At 41.3% G+C, this 16064-nt stretch carries 12 protein-coding genes and 1 tRNA gene; all 13 read left to right on the forward strand.

Translation table 11 applies throughout. The features are described from left to right. The 13 genes from tuf to T432_RS0106870 all read left to right on the forward strand — a co-directional run bounded on the left by tuf (position 1) and on the right by T432_RS0106870 (position 16061). A complete protein-coding gene (gene tuf / locus T432_RS0106810) occupies positions 1-1191 on the forward strand; it encodes an elongation factor Tu (RefSeq protein ID WP_013521790.1) in 1191 nt (396 codons plus the stop codon). Positions 1192-1263: 72 nt separating this feature from the next. Continuing rightward, positions 1264-1339 (forward strand) — tRNA-Trp (locus T432_RS0106815). Positions 1340-1365: 26 nt separating this feature from the next. Then, positions 1366-1752, forward strand: a complete 387-nt coding sequence (gene secE / locus T432_RS0106820; protein ID WP_015551970.1) for a preprotein translocase subunit SecE — start codon at positions 1366-1368, stop codon at positions 1750-1752. Between the two features lie 2 nt (positions 1753-1754). After that, the gene (nusG, locus tag T432_RS0106825) at positions 1755-2297 is read left to right on the forward strand and encodes a transcription termination/antitermination protein NusG (RefSeq protein ID WP_014112189.1); all 543 of its coding nucleotides are present in this window, start codon (positions 1755-1757) and stop codon (positions 2295-2297) included. A 67-nt stretch (positions 2298-2364) separates the two neighbouring features. Beyond that, a complete protein-coding gene (gene rplK, locus T432_RS0106830) occupies positions 2365-2799 on the forward strand; it encodes a 50S ribosomal protein L11 (RefSeq protein WP_013521787.1) in 435 nt (144 codons plus the stop codon). Next, positions 2799-3503, forward strand: a complete 705-nt coding sequence (gene rplA / locus T432_RS0106835) for a 50S ribosomal protein L1 (RefSeq protein ID WP_015551969.1) — start codon at positions 2799-2801, stop codon at positions 3501-3503. Before rplK ends, rplA begins: the two co-directional genes overlap by 1 nt. 226 nt (positions 3504-3729) lie before the next feature. After that, positions 3730-4254, forward strand: coding sequence for a 50S ribosomal protein L10 (gene rplJ / locus T432_RS0106840; protein ID WP_014112187.1), 525 nt, complete (start codon positions 3730-3732; stop codon positions 4252-4254). 63 nt (positions 4255-4317) lie between these two features. Further along, positions 4318-4707, forward strand: a complete 390-nt coding sequence (gene rplL / locus T432_RS0106845) for a 50S ribosomal protein L7/L12 (RefSeq protein WP_144312782.1) — start codon at positions 4318-4320, stop codon at positions 4705-4707. 197 nt (positions 4708-4904) lie between these two features. Continuing rightward, the gene (gene rpoB, locus T432_RS0106850; protein WP_028884685.1) at positions 4905-9017 is read left to right on the forward strand and encodes a DNA-directed RNA polymerase subunit beta; all 4113 of its coding nucleotides are present in this window, start codon (positions 4905-4907) and stop codon (positions 9015-9017) included. Then, positions 9017-13339: a DNA-directed RNA polymerase subunit beta' gene (gene rpoC / locus T432_RS0106855; protein WP_028884686.1), complete on the forward strand. Its 4323-nt coding sequence runs from the start codon at positions 9017-9019 to the stop codon at positions 13337-13339. The genes rpoB and rpoC overlap by 1 nt, the downstream gene beginning before the upstream one ends. 97 nt (positions 13340-13436) lie before the next feature. Beyond that, complete coding sequence (gene serA, locus T432_RS0106860) at positions 13437-14666, forward strand: phosphoglycerate dehydrogenase (protein WP_028884687.1); 1230 nt, start codon at positions 13437-13439, stop codon at positions 14664-14666. Between the two features lies 1 nt (position 14667). Further along, positions 14668-15579 (forward strand): arginase, encoded by a 912-nt coding sequence (gene rocF, locus T432_RS0106865; protein ID WP_028884688.1) that lies wholly within the window; start codon positions 14668-14670, stop codon positions 15577-15579. Beyond that, positions 15579-16061 carry a PACE efflux transporter gene (locus T432_RS0106870; protein WP_044971216.1) on the forward strand — a complete coding sequence of 161 codons (483 nt, stop codon included), beginning with the start codon at positions 15579-15581 and terminating at the stop codon, positions 16059-16061. The genes rocF and T432_RS0106870 overlap by 1 nt, the downstream gene beginning before the upstream one ends. Positions 16062-16064 lie beyond the last annotated feature (3 nt).

The following is a 16064-nucleotide window of genomic DNA, read 5'->3' on the forward strand; positions in this document are numbered from 1 at the left end:
ATGGCTAAAGAGAAGTTTGAACGTACCAAACCACACGTTAACGTAGGTACAATCGGTCACGTAGACCACGGAAAAACAACATTGACAGCAGCGATTACGACTGTATTGTCTAAGATGTACGGTGGTGAAGCGAAAGACTATTCAGCGATTGATGCTGCTCCAGAGGAGAGAGCACGTGGTATTACTATTAATACAGCACACGTAGAGTATGAGACAGCAACACGTCACTATGCACACGTAGACTGCCCAGGGCACGCTGACTATGTAAAAAATATGATTACAGGTGCTGCACAGATGGACGGAGCGATATTGGTATGCTCAGCAGCAGACGGTCCTATGCCACAAACACGTGAGCACATTCTTTTATCACGTCAGGTAGGCGTACCTTATATTATCGTGTTCTTAAATAAAGCGGACATGGTAGATGATGAGGAGCTATTAGAGTTAGTAGAGATGGAAGTTCGTGAGCTTTTATCTAAATATGATTTCCCAGGTGATGACACACCGATTATTAAAGGATCAGCTAAGTTAGCTCTAGAGGGAGACGAAGGTCCACTAGGAAAAGAAGCGATTCTAAAATTAGCAGAAGCTTTGGATACATATATTCCAACACCAGAGCGTGCGGTAGATGGAACATTCTTGATGCCAGTAGAGGACGTGTTCTCAATTTCAGGTCGTGGTACAGTGGTTACAGGCCGTATTGAGCGTGGTGTGATTAAAGTAGGCGAAGAGATTGAGATTGTAGGTATTCGTGAGACAGCTAAGACTACATGTACAGGTGTAGAGATGTTCCGCAAGCTACTTGATGAAGGTCAAGCAGGGGATAACGTGGGCTTACTACTTCGTGGTACAAAACGTGAAGACGTAGAGCGTGGTCAAGTGTTAGCAAAACCAGGCACAATCAAGCCACACACTAACTTCTCAGCAGAGGTGTATATTCTATCTAAAGAAGAGGGTGGCCGTCATACACCATTCTTCCAAGGATATCGTCCGCAGTTTTACTTCCGTACAACGGATGTGACAGGAGCGATAACATTGCCAGCGGATAAAGAGATGGTACTACCAGGCGATAACGTATCGATGGACGTTGAGCTAATCAGCCCGATTGCGATGGAAGAAGGTCTTCGCTTCGCTATCCGTGAAGGTGGTCGTACGGTTGGTGCTGGCGTTGTAGCTAAAATCACTAAGTAAGCATTAGATTTATACTGATTGCTTAGCAGTGGCATGTGTTTTCACATAGCCACTGTTAGTTTTTATAAAAATAGGGGTATAGCTCAATTGGCAGAGCGTCGGTCTCCAAAACCGAAGGTTGTAGGTTCGATTCCTACTGCCCCTGCCACTCACTAAGTAGACAAAGTTCATTATATGTCAACTAATAACAACCAAATAGAAACTGTTGCACAACCAGGAGATAAAGCTAAACTTGCCATCGCTGTCTTATGCTTAATAGCTGGCATTTTCGCTTATTCATACTTCACAGAATATCCTCTTATTGCAAGGATAGGTATGTTTGTGGGGGGTGCAATTATTGCATTAGTTCTATTTCTTAGTAGTTTTAAAGGTAAAAGCACAATTGCTTTTGCTAGAGAAGCATATAACGAATTAAAAAGAGTTACTTGGCCATCTAGAAAAGAGACATTTCAGATGACTGGGGTTGTATTTGCTTTCTCAGCTGTGATGGCTATTTTGCTTTGGATTATAGATAAGCTTTTAGTGTGGATTATTTATGGTCTCACTTTAGGGTGGAATTAATCATGAGTTTACGTTGGTATGTAGTGCATGTATTTTCAGGTATGGAGAAGAAAGTTCATGCGGCTCTTCAAGAGAGAATTGAACAAGCTGGAATGCAAGAGTATTTTGGCCGCATATTGGTTCCTACTGAAGAAATTGTTGAAACTCGTGGTTCAAAAAGAAGTGTTAGTCAAAGAAAGATTTTTCCTGGCTACATTCTGGTTGAAATGGAATTTAATAACGACACATGGCATCTTGTTAAAAGTACCAATCGTGTCACAGGGTTTTTAGGTGGTGGATCAAATTCTAAACCATCTCCAATCCCTCAAAAAGAAGTTGATTCACTTCTTTCTAATTTAGAGGAAGGTGGCGGAAAACCACGTCCTAAAGTGCTTTTTGAAGTTGGTGAAACTCTCCGTATTAAAGACGGACCATTTGCCGATTTTAATGGTGTAGTTGATCAGGTGAATTACGAGAAGAATCGTGTCACAGTAATTGTGATGATTTTTGGTCGTAGTACCCCTGTTGAACTTGATTTCAGTCAAGTCGAAAAAGAAGGTATTTAGTCTTTTAGACTTGTTTTATGTAACCCCGGGGAGCTCTTAGAGCGATTTACCCGCAAGGAGATATTTTATGGCTAAAAAAATCGTAGGCTATATCAAGCTGCAAGTGCCAGCTGGTAAAGCAAATCCATCGCCACCGATTGGCCCTGCATTAGGTCAACGTGGTCTTAATATTATGGAATTCTGCAAAGCTTTTAATGCTAAAACTCAAGGCATGGAGCCAGGACTTCCAATTCCTGTAGTGATTACTGCATATGCAGATAAATCATTTACGTTTATTATGAAAACTCCGCCAGCTACTATTCTTATTAAGAAAGCTGCTGGTGTTCAAAAGGGGTCATCTCGCCCTCACTTAGATAAAGTGGGTAAATTAACTCGTGCTCAAGCTGAAGAAATCGCAAAAACAAAAGAACCTGATTTAACAGCTGCTGATCTTGATGCTGCAGTTAGAACTATTGCAGGAAGTGCACGTAGTATGGGTATCACTGTTGAGGGAGAACAATAATGGCTAAAGTAGGAAAACGTACTGCAGCGATTGCTTCAAAAATCGATCGCAATAAACTTTATCCTGTTTCTGAAGCTTTAGCTTTAATTAAAGAAACAGCAACTGCAAAATTTGATGAGTCTATTGACGTGGCAGTTCAACTTGGTATCGACCCTAAGAAATCTGATCAGTTAGTTCGTGGTTCTGTAGTTATGCCTGCTGGAACAGGAAAAACTGTACGCGTAGCTGTGTTTGCTCAAGGCGAAAAAGCTGAACAAGCTAAAGCAGCTGGTGCGGATATCGTAGGACTAGATGATTTAGCGGCAGACATTAGAGCCGGAAATATTAATTTTGACGTAGTCATTGCCTCACCTGACACTATGCGTGTTGTAGGTACATTAGGTCAAATTTTAGGTCCACGTGGACTTATGCCTAACCCTAAAGTTGGTACTGTAACTCCTGATGTTGCTACAGCAGTTAAGAATGCTAAAGCAGGTCAAGTGCAATATCGTACCGACAAAGCAGGTATTATTCATGCCACTATCGGTCGTGCATCATTTGATGTTGAGAAATTACAAGAAAACTTATTTGCATTAGTTGACGCACTTAATAAAGCTCGTCCTGCTGCTGCAAAAGGTATTTATTTACGTAAATTAGCTGTGTCATCAACTATGGGTGGCGGAGCTAAGGTTGAGGTTGGTTCTTTATCAGCTTCAAATAATTAAAGAACTTTGGGCTGCACTCAGTAAGTGCTCTGAGTGTTGCCGTCAAAGACCGCAGGAGATTTAGACTGCATGCAGTTCAAAATCTTAAAACTAGTTAGCTAGATCCCGCGTAGATGGCGTTCGTCCCATGGAAGAATTCATTTATGAGCTCTACCAGGAAGTACGCCGCATTATAGGTAGCATGAAGGGGAAACCCCGAGTGTTTTTTAGATGGAGTGTTCAAACCGTGAGTTTAAATCGGAATGAAAAACAAGTAGTAATCGATGAAATTTCTGCTCAATTGTCAGAAGCACAATCGATTGTTGTTGCCGAATATCGTGGTATTGACGTTGCCTCTGTCACTGTATTGCGCAAAAAAGCACGCGAATCAGGCGTTTATTTACGTGTCCTGAAAAATACTTTAGTTACACGTGCAATTAAGGATACTAATTTCCAACAATTAGAAGACAAGTTAGTTGGTCCTCTAATTTATGCAATTAGTAAAGATCCTGTTGCCGCAGCTAAGGTACTTTCAAGCTTTGCTAAAGAGAACGACAAAATTGTTCTTAAAGCAGGTGCATTACCAGGTTCAGTTCTTGATAGTAATGGCATTAAGCAACTTGCTACTATGCCGTCACGAGAAGAGTTGTTATCTAAGCTTATGGGTACTATGCAAGCTCCTATCGCGAAATTTGTGCGTACGCTTAATGAAGTTCCTACTAAGTTCGTTCGCGGACTTGCTGCTGTTCGAGATCAAAAAGAAGCAGCTTAGTTGGAAGTGATAGGCAATTATTACCTGGGTATTTATTTTTAATTTTTATTTTGGAGTTCTTATATTATGGCTACTAAAGCTGAAATCCTAGATGCAATCGCAGCGATGTCTGTGCTTGAATTATCTGAATTAATCAAAGAAATGGAAGAAAAATTTGGCGTATCTGCTGCTGCGGCTGCAGTTGCTGTTGCTGCACCTGCTGCAGGTGGCGGTGATGCAGGCGGTGCTGGTGCTGCTGAACAAACTGAGTTCACAGTAGTACTTGCTGAAGTTGGTTCTTCTAAAGTTAATGTTATTAAAGCAGTTCGTGAAATCACTGGTCTTGGCCTTAAAGAAGCTAAAGATCTTGTTGATGGTGCACCAAAACCTCTTAAAGAAGGTCTTGCTAAAGCTGACGCTGAAGCTGCTAAGAAAAAACTTGAAGAAGCTGGCGCTAAAGTCGAACTTAAATAATCCAATTTATGGGTACCCGAAGGGACTTTGTGCCTCTTCGGGTTTTTGTGCCTTTTGAAAAACGCATTTTTAGCTGTGATTCCGCAGCAAGCTTAGTTCTTAAGTGTCTTTTTTAAAAGCCGTATATTTATTTGGCTGTGCCTTATGGGGGTCTACCCATATCTATTAATTTTTGAACCTTCGGGGTCGGAGAGAGCATGTCTTACTCGTTTACTGAAAAGAAACGTATCCGCAAAAGTTTTGCTAAGCGACAAGTCGTTCAGGACGTACCATACCTTTTAGAAACACAAATTCAATCTTATCGTAGTTTTTTGCAGAAAGATTTAACGCCATCAAAAAGGGCGGAAATTGGCCTGCAAGCGGCATTTAAGTCGATTTTTCCAATTGAAAGTAATAATGGATCGGCAAGGTTAGAATTTGTAAGTTATGTTCTTAAAGAGCCGCAGTTTGACGTTAAAGAATGCCAATTACGCGGACTTACATATTACTCTGGACTTTATGCAAAAGTTCGTCTTGAAATATTAGATAGAGAAGCTAGCAAGCCTACTGTTAAAGAGGTAAAAGAAGAAGAAGTTTATATGGGCGATTTGCCTTTGATGACAGATAACGGTTCATTTATCATTAATGGTACTGAGCGCGTTATCGTATCTCAATTGCATAGATCGCCTGGTGTGTTTTTCGAGCATGATAAAGGTAAAAACCACAGCTCTAACAAACTGCTATTTTCTGCCCGTGTTATTCCTTATCGTGGCTCATGGCTTGATTTTGAGTTTGACCATAAAGATTACCTATATTTCCGTATAGACCGTCGTCGCAAGATGCCTGTTACTATATTGCTTAAAGCGATTGGCATGACTAGCGATGATATTTTGAGCACATTCTTTGAGTTCTCAAAATATGAACTTAAAGATGATGGTGCGGTTCTAAATTTCTTGCCTGAACGCCTAAAAGGTGAAGTTGCGCGTTTTGATATCGTCGATAAAAAAGGTAATGTTATCGTTCCTAAGGACAAACGTATCAATTCAAAACATTTGCGTGATATTGCAGCTGCAAAATTAACTAAGTTACCCGTACCAGATGACTATTTGGTAGGACAAATCATTGCCAAAACAATTATTGATGAAGAAACAGGTGAAATTCTTGTTCAGTCTAATACAGAAATAACTGAATCAGTTCTAGCTCAGTTACGCAAAGCTTCAATTAAAGAGTTCGAAACTCTATTTACCAATGAGCTAGATCATGGAGCTTATATTTCTTCTACATTGGCTATTGATGAGACACTAGATCAAACTGCGGCTCGTAAAGCTATTTATAAAATGATGCGTCCAGGCGAATTGCCTGCAGACGATGCTGTAGAGTCTTTATTTAACCGTATGTTCTATAACGCAGATACTTACGATTTATCTGCTGTCGGACGTATGAAAGTTAATAGAAGATTAGGTCGTGACACTGTTAAAGGCCCTACTACTTTAACTAACGAAGATATTTTAGATACCATCAAAACTCTTGTTGATTTACGTAATGGTCGCGGAGAAATAGATGATATTGACCATTTAGGAAATCGTCGTGTTCGTTGTGTAGGTGAGTTGGCTGAAAACCAATTTCGTTCTGGCTTAGTCCGTGTAGAAAGAGCTGTTAAAGAGCATCTTGGACATGCAGAGTCTGAGAATTTATTGCCAAATGATTTGATTAATTCAAAACCGATTTCTTCTGCAATCAAAGAGTTCTTTAGCTCTAACCAATTATCACAATTTATGGATCAAACAAATCCATTGTCAGAAATTACGCACAAACGTCGTGTATCTGCTTTGGGTCAAGGTGGTCTAACACGTGAGCGTGCTGGGTTTGAGGTTCGTGACGTGCATCCAACTCACTATGGACGTGTATGCCCAATCGAAACTCCAGAGGGTCCAAACATTGGTTTGATTAACTCTATGGCTCTATATGCTCGCCAAAATGAATATGGTTTCTTAGAAACTCCATATCGTAAAGTAGAAAATGGTCGTGTAGTAGATCAGATTGATTATTTATCGGCTATTGAAGAGAGCAAATATGTTATTGCTCAGGCGAATGCAAATCTTGATGCTAAAGGTAAATTCATAGATGATTTGATTGCGTGCCGTCAAGCTGGTGAGACTATGCTTATGTCACCAGATAAGGTTGAATATATTGACGTTGCACCTTCACAAATCGTCTCAGTTGCGGCTTCATTGATTCCGTTCCTTGAGCATGATGACGCAAACCGTGCACTTATGGGTGCAAACATGCAACGTCAAGCTGTTCCTTGCTTAAGACCTCAAAAACCATTGGTAGGTACAGGTATTGAGCGAACAGTAGCGGTTGACTCAGGTACTACTGTTCAAGCTACTCGTGGTGGTCAAGTTGACTTTGTAGATTCAGAGCGTATCGTAATTCGCGTTAACGATGATGAAAGCAAATCAGGTAGTGTGGGTGTAGATATTTATAACTTAACTAAATACACTCGTTCAAACCAAAATACAAATATCAATCAACGTCCAATCGTTAAGAAAGGTGATATTGTTGAACGCGGTGATGTTATTGCAGATGGTGCGTCAACTGACCTGGGAGAACTTGCACTTGGTCAAAACATGCTTATCGCATTTATGCCATGGAATGGTTATAACTTTGAGGACTCGATTCTTATTTCCGAAAAAGTAATCGCAAACGACAGATACACATCAGTTCATATTGAGGAACTATCAGTTGTTGCCCGTGAAACTCAATTAGGTGATGAAGAGATTACTCGAGATATTCCTAACTTAGCTGCTGAACAAATCAATAGATTGGATGAATCTGGTATTGTACATATCGGTGCTGAAGTTCGTGCACGCGATGTATTAGTAGGAAAAGTAACACCTAAGGGTGAGACTCAACAAAGCCCTGAAACTAAGTTGCTTCGTGAAATCTTCCAAGATAAAGCTTTAGACGTTAAAGATACTTCTTTACGCGTGCCATCAGGTATGGTTGGTACTGTTATCGATGTTCAAGTTCTTACAGGTAAACGTGTAGAAAGAGATAAACGTGCACAATCAATTATTGAAGAAGAATTACGTCGTTATCGTCAAGATCTAGATTCTCAACTTCGAATTGTTGAGAAAGATATGTTCAACCGTTTACGTAAAGTGCTTATAGGTACTAAAGCAAATGGTGGTCCAAATTCATTAGCAAAAGGTGCGAAAGTTACGGAAGATTATTTAGAAAATCTTCCAACATGGGACTGGTTTGATATTCGTCCTGTAGATGAAGACGTAGCTGTTATTCTCGAGCAAGCAAAAGATTCAATAGAGAAAAAACGTCAAGAATTTGATGTACGTTTTGAAGAAAAACAGAAAAAACTTACTCAAGGTGATGAATTACCACCAGGCGTTCGCAAGATGGTTAAAGTTTTCCTTGCTGTTAAACGTCGTCTACAGCCTGGAGATAAAATGGCAGGCCGCCACGGTAATAAAGGGGTGGTATCAAGAATATTGCCAGTAGAGGATATGCCTCATATGGCAGATGGAACACCAGCAGATATCGTTCTAAACCCTTTAGGCGTGCCTTCGCGTATGAACGTGGGTCAGGTACTTGAAGTTCATCTTGGATGGGCAGCTAAAGGTATTGGACAACGTATTGCTGACATGCTGGCTGAAGAGCGTAAAAATCAAGCTTCTGAGATTCGTAAATATTTAGAAAAAGTGTATAACAGCACTGGTAAATCGGAATCTCTCAAAGAATTGACTGATGAGCAAATCATAGAAATGGCACATAATCTTAAAGATGGTATACCGTTTGCAACTCCTGTGTTTGACGGTGCTACTGAAGAAGAGATTAATGGCATGCTAGAGCTTGCTTATCCAGATGATATTAAAGAGAAATTGAAGCTTACAGATTCTCGTACTCAAGCTTATTTGATAGATGGACGCACTGGTGAACCTTTTGAAAGACCAGTAACCATCGGTTATATGCACTACTTGAAACTACACCATTTGGTAGACGATAAGATGCATGCTCGTTCTACAGGTTCGTACTCACTTGTTACTCAACAGCCATTGGGCGGTAAAGCTCAGTTTGGTGGTCAGCGCTTCGGTGAGATGGAGGTGTGGGCACTTGAGGCTTATGGTGCAGCATTTACACTTCAAGAAATGCTCACAGAAAAATCAGATGATATGGAAGGTCGTAACAACGTTAATCGCAACATTATCCAAGGCGATCACGTTATCGATGCAGGTATGCCAGAATCATTCAATGTAATTGTTAAAGAGATCAGGTCACTTGGTCTTGATATGGAGTTGGAGGGTAAACAGTAATGAAAGGTATTCTTAACCTTTACGGACAAGTATCCAACAGCAAAGATCAATTCGATTCAATTCGAATTGGTATTGCCTCACCAGATAAAATCCGTTCTTGGTCTTACGGTGAAGTTCGTAAGTCAGAAACAATTAACTATCGCACATCTAAACCTGAGCGCGATGGCTTATTCTGCGGAAAAATCTTTGGTCCTATCAAAGATTACGAATGTTCATGCGGTAAGTACAAACGTAAAAAGCATCGTGGCGTAATCTGCGAAAAATGCGGTGTTGAAGTAACTGAGTCTAAGGTTCGTCGTGAACGCATGGGTCATATCGAACTAGCAAGTCCAGTTGCACATATTTGGTTCTTAAAAAGCTTGCCTTCTCGTCTAGGTATGGTGCTTGATATGACATTGCGTGATATTGAACGCGTGTTGTATTTTGAAGCATGGTGCGTTACTGACCCTGGTATGACCCCATTAAAACGTGGGCAAATCATGACTTCTGAAGAGTATGATCGCCGCACAGAAGAATATGGTGATGAATTTGAAGCTTCTATGGGTGCAGAGGCGATTCGTGAGCTTCTCCAAACCATCGATATAGATAAAGAAGTAGAGACATTACGCGAAGCATTAGAAGTAACTAAGTCTGAAGCAAAAGTTAAGAAAATCTCTAAGCGTCTAAAAGTAATAGAAGGTTTCCAAAAATCAGGAATTAAACCTGAGTGGATGATATTGGAAGTATTGCCAGTATTGCCACCTAACTTAAGACCATTGGTACCACTTGATGGCGGAAGATTTGCAGTATCAGATCTTAATAAGCTTTATATAAACGTTATTAACCGTAATAATCGACTTAAACGTTTATTCGAGCTTAAAACTGCTCCAGAAATTATCATACGTAACGAAAAACGTATGCTTCAAGAGGCAGTTGATTCCTTGCTAGATAATGGTCGTCGCGGTAAAGCGATGACTGGTGCAAACAAACGTCAACTTAAGTCATTGGCAGATAATATCAAGGGTAAAAACGGTCGTTTCCGTCAAAACCTTCTTGGTAAACGTGTTGACTACTCAGGCCGTTCGGTAATTACTGTTGGTCCTCAACTTAAACTTCATCAATGCGGTCTGCCGAAATTGATGGCTCTTGAGTTGTTTAAACCTTTTATTCACAACCGTTTATATAAGCTTGGTATTGCGAAAAACTTCAATGAAGCTAAACGTATGGTTGAGAGTCAAGATCCACAGGTATGGGATATCTTGGCTGAAGTTATTCGTGAACACCCTGTAATGTTAAACCGTGCACCAACTCTACATAGACTTGGTATTCAAGCGTTTGAGCCGCAATTAATTGAGGGCAAAGCTATTCAACTTCATCCGTTGGTTTGTGCGGCATTTAACGCCGACTTCGACGGTGACCAAATGGCTGTTCACGTACCGCTTTCACTTGAAGCTCAAATGGAAGTTCGCACTCTATTGCTTGCCTCTAATAATGTGTTGTTTCCAGCAAGTGGTGAGCCTTCAATCGTACCTTCTCAAGATACGGTATTGGGATTATATTATGCTACTCGAGAACGTATTAACGGTAAGGGCGAGGGCATGTTCTTCTCTGATATTCAAGAGATGTTACGTGCATATAATAACGGAGACGTTGGACTACAATCTCGCATAACTGTACGACTAAATGAATACTCAAAAGACGAGAATGGAAATTACGTGCCGCAACTTAAACGTTTCCAAACTACAGTGGGTCGTGCGTTGTTGTCGGAAATATTGCCAAAAGGCTTGCCATTTAGTGTTCTTAATAAAGCACTGAAGAAAAAAGAGATTTCTCGTTTAATTAATCAGTCGTTCCGTCGTTGCGGTCTTCGTGATACTGTTATTTTTGCGGACAAACTGCTGCAATCTGGTTTCAGTCTTGCAACTAAAGCAGGTATTTCGATTGCTATGGTCGATATGGTCATACCAAAAGAGAAAGAAGAAATTCTTGCAAAAGCTGCAGCCGAAGTTAAAGAGATCGACAATCAATACTCTTCAGGTCTTGTAACGGCTCAAGAGCGTTATAACAATGTGGTCGACATTTGGGGTAAAGCAGGCGATAAAGTTGGTAAGAAAATGATGGAGACATTGTCAACTGAACCTGTTATCGATAGATTCGGTGATGAACTTACTCAAGAGTCATTTAACTCTATTTATATGATGGCGGACTCGGGTGCTCGTGGTTCTGTGGCTCAAATTCGTCAGCTTGCTGGTATGCGTGGTCTGATGGCTAAACCAGATGGTTCCATTATTGAGACTCCAATTACCGCTAACTTCCGCGAAGGTCTAAACGTATTACAGTACTTCATCTCAACTCACGGTGCTCGTAAAGGTCTTGCCGATACTGCTCTTAAAACAGCGAACTCAGGTTACTTAACTCGTCGTCTAGTGGACGTTACTCAAGATTTAGTAATTACTGAACAAGATTGCGGTACAAGCAATGGTTATGTGATGAAAGCACTTGTTGAAGGTGGTGATGTTATTGAGCCTCTTCGCGATCGTGTATTAGGACGGGTTGCTGCGTTGGATATTCTTGATCCTGAAACGCAACAAGTTGCCATCCCTGCAGGCACATTGCTAGATGAAGATAAAGTAGAACTTATCGATAAACTTGGTATTGACGAAGTTAAGATTCGCACTCCGCTTACTTGCGAAACACGTCATGGTCTTTGTGCACATTGCTATGGACGCGATTTAGGTCGTGGCTATTTAGTAAATCGCGGTGAAGCTGTAGGCGTAATTGCAGCTCAATCAATCGGTGAGCCTGGTACTCAGCTTACCATGCGTACCTTCCACATTGGTGGTGCCGCATCTCGAGCTTCACTAGCTTCCGCTGTTGAAACTAAATCAGCTGGTCGCATCGGCTTTGCTGGCTCTATGCGTTATGTAACGAATGCGAAGAAAGAGCGAGTTGCGATTTCACGTTCAGGTGAGATTGTTGTTTATGATGATCAAAATCGCGAAAGAGAGCGCCACAAAGTTCCTTACGGTGCTACCGTTTTAGTTGGTGACGGCGATCAAGTAAATGCTGGTGCACAGCTTGCATCATGGGATCCGTTAACACGTCCTATCGTGTCTGAGTATAAAGGTCGCGTGAAATTCGAAAATATCGAAGAAGGCGTAACCGTTGCCAAACAAGTGGATGAGATTACGGGGCTGTCAACTCTAGTTGTGATTACTCCAAAAACTCGCACAGGTAAAAGCGTTCTTCGTCCGCAGATTAAGCTTCTAAATGATAGCGGCGAAGAGGTAAAAATCGTTGGTTCTGAACATCCAGTAAATATTACATTCCCAGTGGGTGCCTTGATTACTGTGCGTGATGGCCAAGATGTAGACGTGGGTGAGATTTTAGCTCGTATCCCTCAAGAATCTCAGAAAACACGCGATATTACAGGTGGTCTACCTCGCGTTGTTGAACTTTTCGAGGCTCGTTCTCCGAAAAATGCTGGTGTGCTTGCTGATGTCACTGGCAATGTTTCCTTCGGCAAGGAAACTAAGGGTAAGCAACGTCTAATCATTACTAAAGTAGATGGTGAAGAGCACGAAATCCTGATTCCTAAGGAGAAACAAGTTCTTGTTCACGATGGTCAAGTTGTAAACCAAGGTGAACTTATCGTTGACGGACCTCCCGACCCACACGATATCTTGAGACTTAAAGGTATCGAAGCACTTGCTCAATATATTGTGAACGAAGTGCAAGATGTCTACCGTCTACAAGGTGTAAAAATCAATGATAAGCATATCGAAGTGATTGTTCGTCAAATGCTTCGTCGCGTAAATATTGTTGATGCAGGCGATACTGATTTCATCCCTGGAGAGCAAGTTGAGCGTGCGGTGCTTTTAAATGAAAATGATCGCATGCGTGAAGAAGGTAAACGTGAAGCCACTTACGAAAATGTCCTTCTAGGTATTACTAAGGCTTCCTTGTCTACTGACTCATTTATCTCTGCGGCATCGTTCCAAGAGACAACTCGCGTTCTAACAGAAGCTGCGATTATCGGTAAACGCGATAAACTTAACGGACTTAAAGAGAACGTTATCGTTGGTCGTTTAATTCCAGCAGGTACTGGACTTGCATATCACCTAGCTAGAAAAGCAGCATCAAATGCATCTAGCTCCATGGGTTCGTCGGATATGTCGTCAAGCTCATCGAGTGTTGTTGAAAATCCATTCGAAGAGGTGGCTGGAGCTGCAAGTCAAGCGAAGGATAATGCAGCTGATGATTTAGGTAGTGCGATGTCGTCTTTCTTTACATTGCCAACTACAAGCAATAATAAAGATACTCCTGATCCACAAAATCAGTAGTTTGAAGCAGTAAATCACACAGCCCCCTATCTTTACGAAGTCTGGGGGCTTCGTTTTTTAGGATTATAATTACCACATATTTTTATAAGGTGTTCTCATGGAAAAGTTCTCTCTTGATAAAGACAAAATTAAAATCGTCTTGTTAGAAGGCGTGCATCCAAATGCTCTTGAAGTGCTTGGGCGTAACGGCTATACAAATATCGATTATCACAAAAAAGCTCTCGAAGGCGATGATCTTTTAAACGCTATCGCAGATGCGCATATTATTGGAATCCGCTCCAGAACTCAGCTTACAGAAGAAGTGATTTCTAAAGCTCCGAAATTAATCGCTATTGGTTGCTTTTGTATCGGTACGAATCAAGTAGATCTACAGGCTGCCACTAAACGAGGTATCGCAGTGTTTAATGCACCTTTCTCAAACACAAGGTCTGTTGCGGAGCTTGTGCTTGCTGAGATGATTCTTTTGATGCGTAAAATTCCTGCCTCTAATATGCAGGTTCATCGAGGTGAATGGAAGAAATCCGCTGAGGGCTGCCATGAAGTTCGCGGTAAAAAATTAGGCATTATCGGTTATGGAAATATTGGTACACAGATTTCCGTGTTGGCTGAAGCCTTGGGTATGGAAGTGTTTTTCAATGATATCGAAGCCAAGCTCCCAATTGGCAATGCTCACGAGATCACCAATCTTGACGACCTACTAGCTCAGTCCGATATCGTTACCTTGCATGTGCCAGAAGATGAAACCACCAAAAACTTGATGAGTGCCGAGCGCATTGCCAAAATGAAAAAAGGCGGTATTTTAATCAATGCAGCTCGCGGTACTGTTGTAGATATCGATGCATTGGCAGCGGCTCTTGAGAAGGGCGATCTTTCAGGTGCTGCAATCGACGTATTCCCTAAAGAACCGAAATCTAATCAAGAAGAATTCGTATCGCCTTTGCGTGCATTTGAAAATGTCATTCTTACGCCGCATATCGGGGGTTCTACAGTTGAGGCACAGTTTAATATCGGCTCTGAAGTAGCGAGCAAATTAGTGGCTTACTCTGATGTTGGCTCTACTATTACATCAGTAAATTTCCCTGAAGTGAGCCTCACTCCTAACAAAGGTGCGAGTCGCTTTATGCATATCCATACAAACAAGCCTGGTGTGCTTGCAGAGGTCAATAAGGTGTTTATCGAAAGCGGCCTTAACATTTTGGGCCAATATCTTCAAACAAATGCAGAAGTGGGCTATGTCGTAGTGGATGTAGACGTGACTGACCCTAAAGAAGTTCTTGAAAAATTAAAAGCTATCGACGGAACAATCAAAACACGAGTTATTTATTAATATGAATAAAAAAATCGCATTAGTTGGTGTACCTACAGATGTTGGTGCGGGGCATAGGGGCTCATCAATGGGCCCTGAGGCTCTTCGCGTAGCAGGAATAAGTGATAGATTACTTGCGATGGGATTTGAAGTTTTAGATCGCGGTAATCTTCATGGACCCGTTAATCCAGTGCGTCCGCCTGAAGGTGGGTATCGCAATTTCGAGGAAGTAGTTACTTGGAATCGCTTAACGCACGATGCCATGTATGATGAGCTAAAACAAGGCAATCTCCCAATCATGCTCGGAGGCGATCATTGTCTTGCTGCCGGTTCAATTAGTGCGGTTTCTCGATATTGTCGTGAGGCTGGAAAGAAGCTTCGTGTGATATGGCTTGATGCTCATACGGACTTTAATACATTTGAGTCTACACCAAGCGGAAATATGCACGGCATGCCTGTGGCTTGCTTGTTTGGCCGTGGCCCTCGTGAAATGATCGAATTAAGTGGAGTTGTTCCCGCCCTCACATCCGATCAAATTTTTCAAATCGGCATACGAAGCGTAGACACAATCGAGAAGGTGATGGTGCATGAAGCGGGCTATCCTGTTTTCGATATGCGCAAGCTCGATGAGATAGGTATGCGTGAAGCTATGGAATATGCTCTAGAGGGGCTTACTGATGAATATCATTTACATGTGAGTTTTGATGTGGATTTTCTAGATCCAGAGATTGCTCCTGGAGTTGGTACAACAGTTCGTGGAGGCCCTGATTATCGCGAAGCACAGCTTTGCATGGAGATGATTGCTGACACGGGTCATGTAGCATCTCTTGATATTGTTGAACTAAACCCTGCACTTGATGTACAAAACCTTACAGCTAATATAGCTTGCGAACTTGTGGAGAGTTTGTTTGGTAAAAATACATTAGTTCGATAGTGCACGAGGATATTGCCACCCAAGCCCAAGATATTGATGGGCAGGACATAGATTTAAAGAGAGTTTACGATAAGAGTCCTGCCGAGAGGGTCTTCTATGCGGCCCTCTTTGAATTTTTGGGAATTGTTCTTTCTGCTCCGCTTATAAGCTGGCTTTATGGACAGCCTCTTTTTGATGTTGGTGTAATCACGGTTGTGATTGCGGTAATCGCTTTAATTCTAAACTATACATATAATTCTCTTTTCGATATGTTTCTGATTAAACGCGGACTGAGCAAAACTCAGGGCGTCCGAATTCTGCATATGGTGGGATTTGAAGGGACATTGCTTCTATTTACGATACCGATAATATGTTGGTATATGGATATGAGTTTAGTAGAAGCCCTAGTGTTTGATGCGGGCTATATAGTGTTTTACCTATTGTTTACGTATTTTTATAATTTAACATATGACTATGTGAGACTTAAGTACTTCTCAAAATAGTTA

It is taken from the genome of Taylorella asinigenitalis ATCC 700933, from assembly GCF_000687755.1.
Lineage (GTDB): Bacteria > Pseudomonadota > Gammaproteobacteria > Burkholderiales > Burkholderiaceae_B > Taylorella > Taylorella asinigenitalis.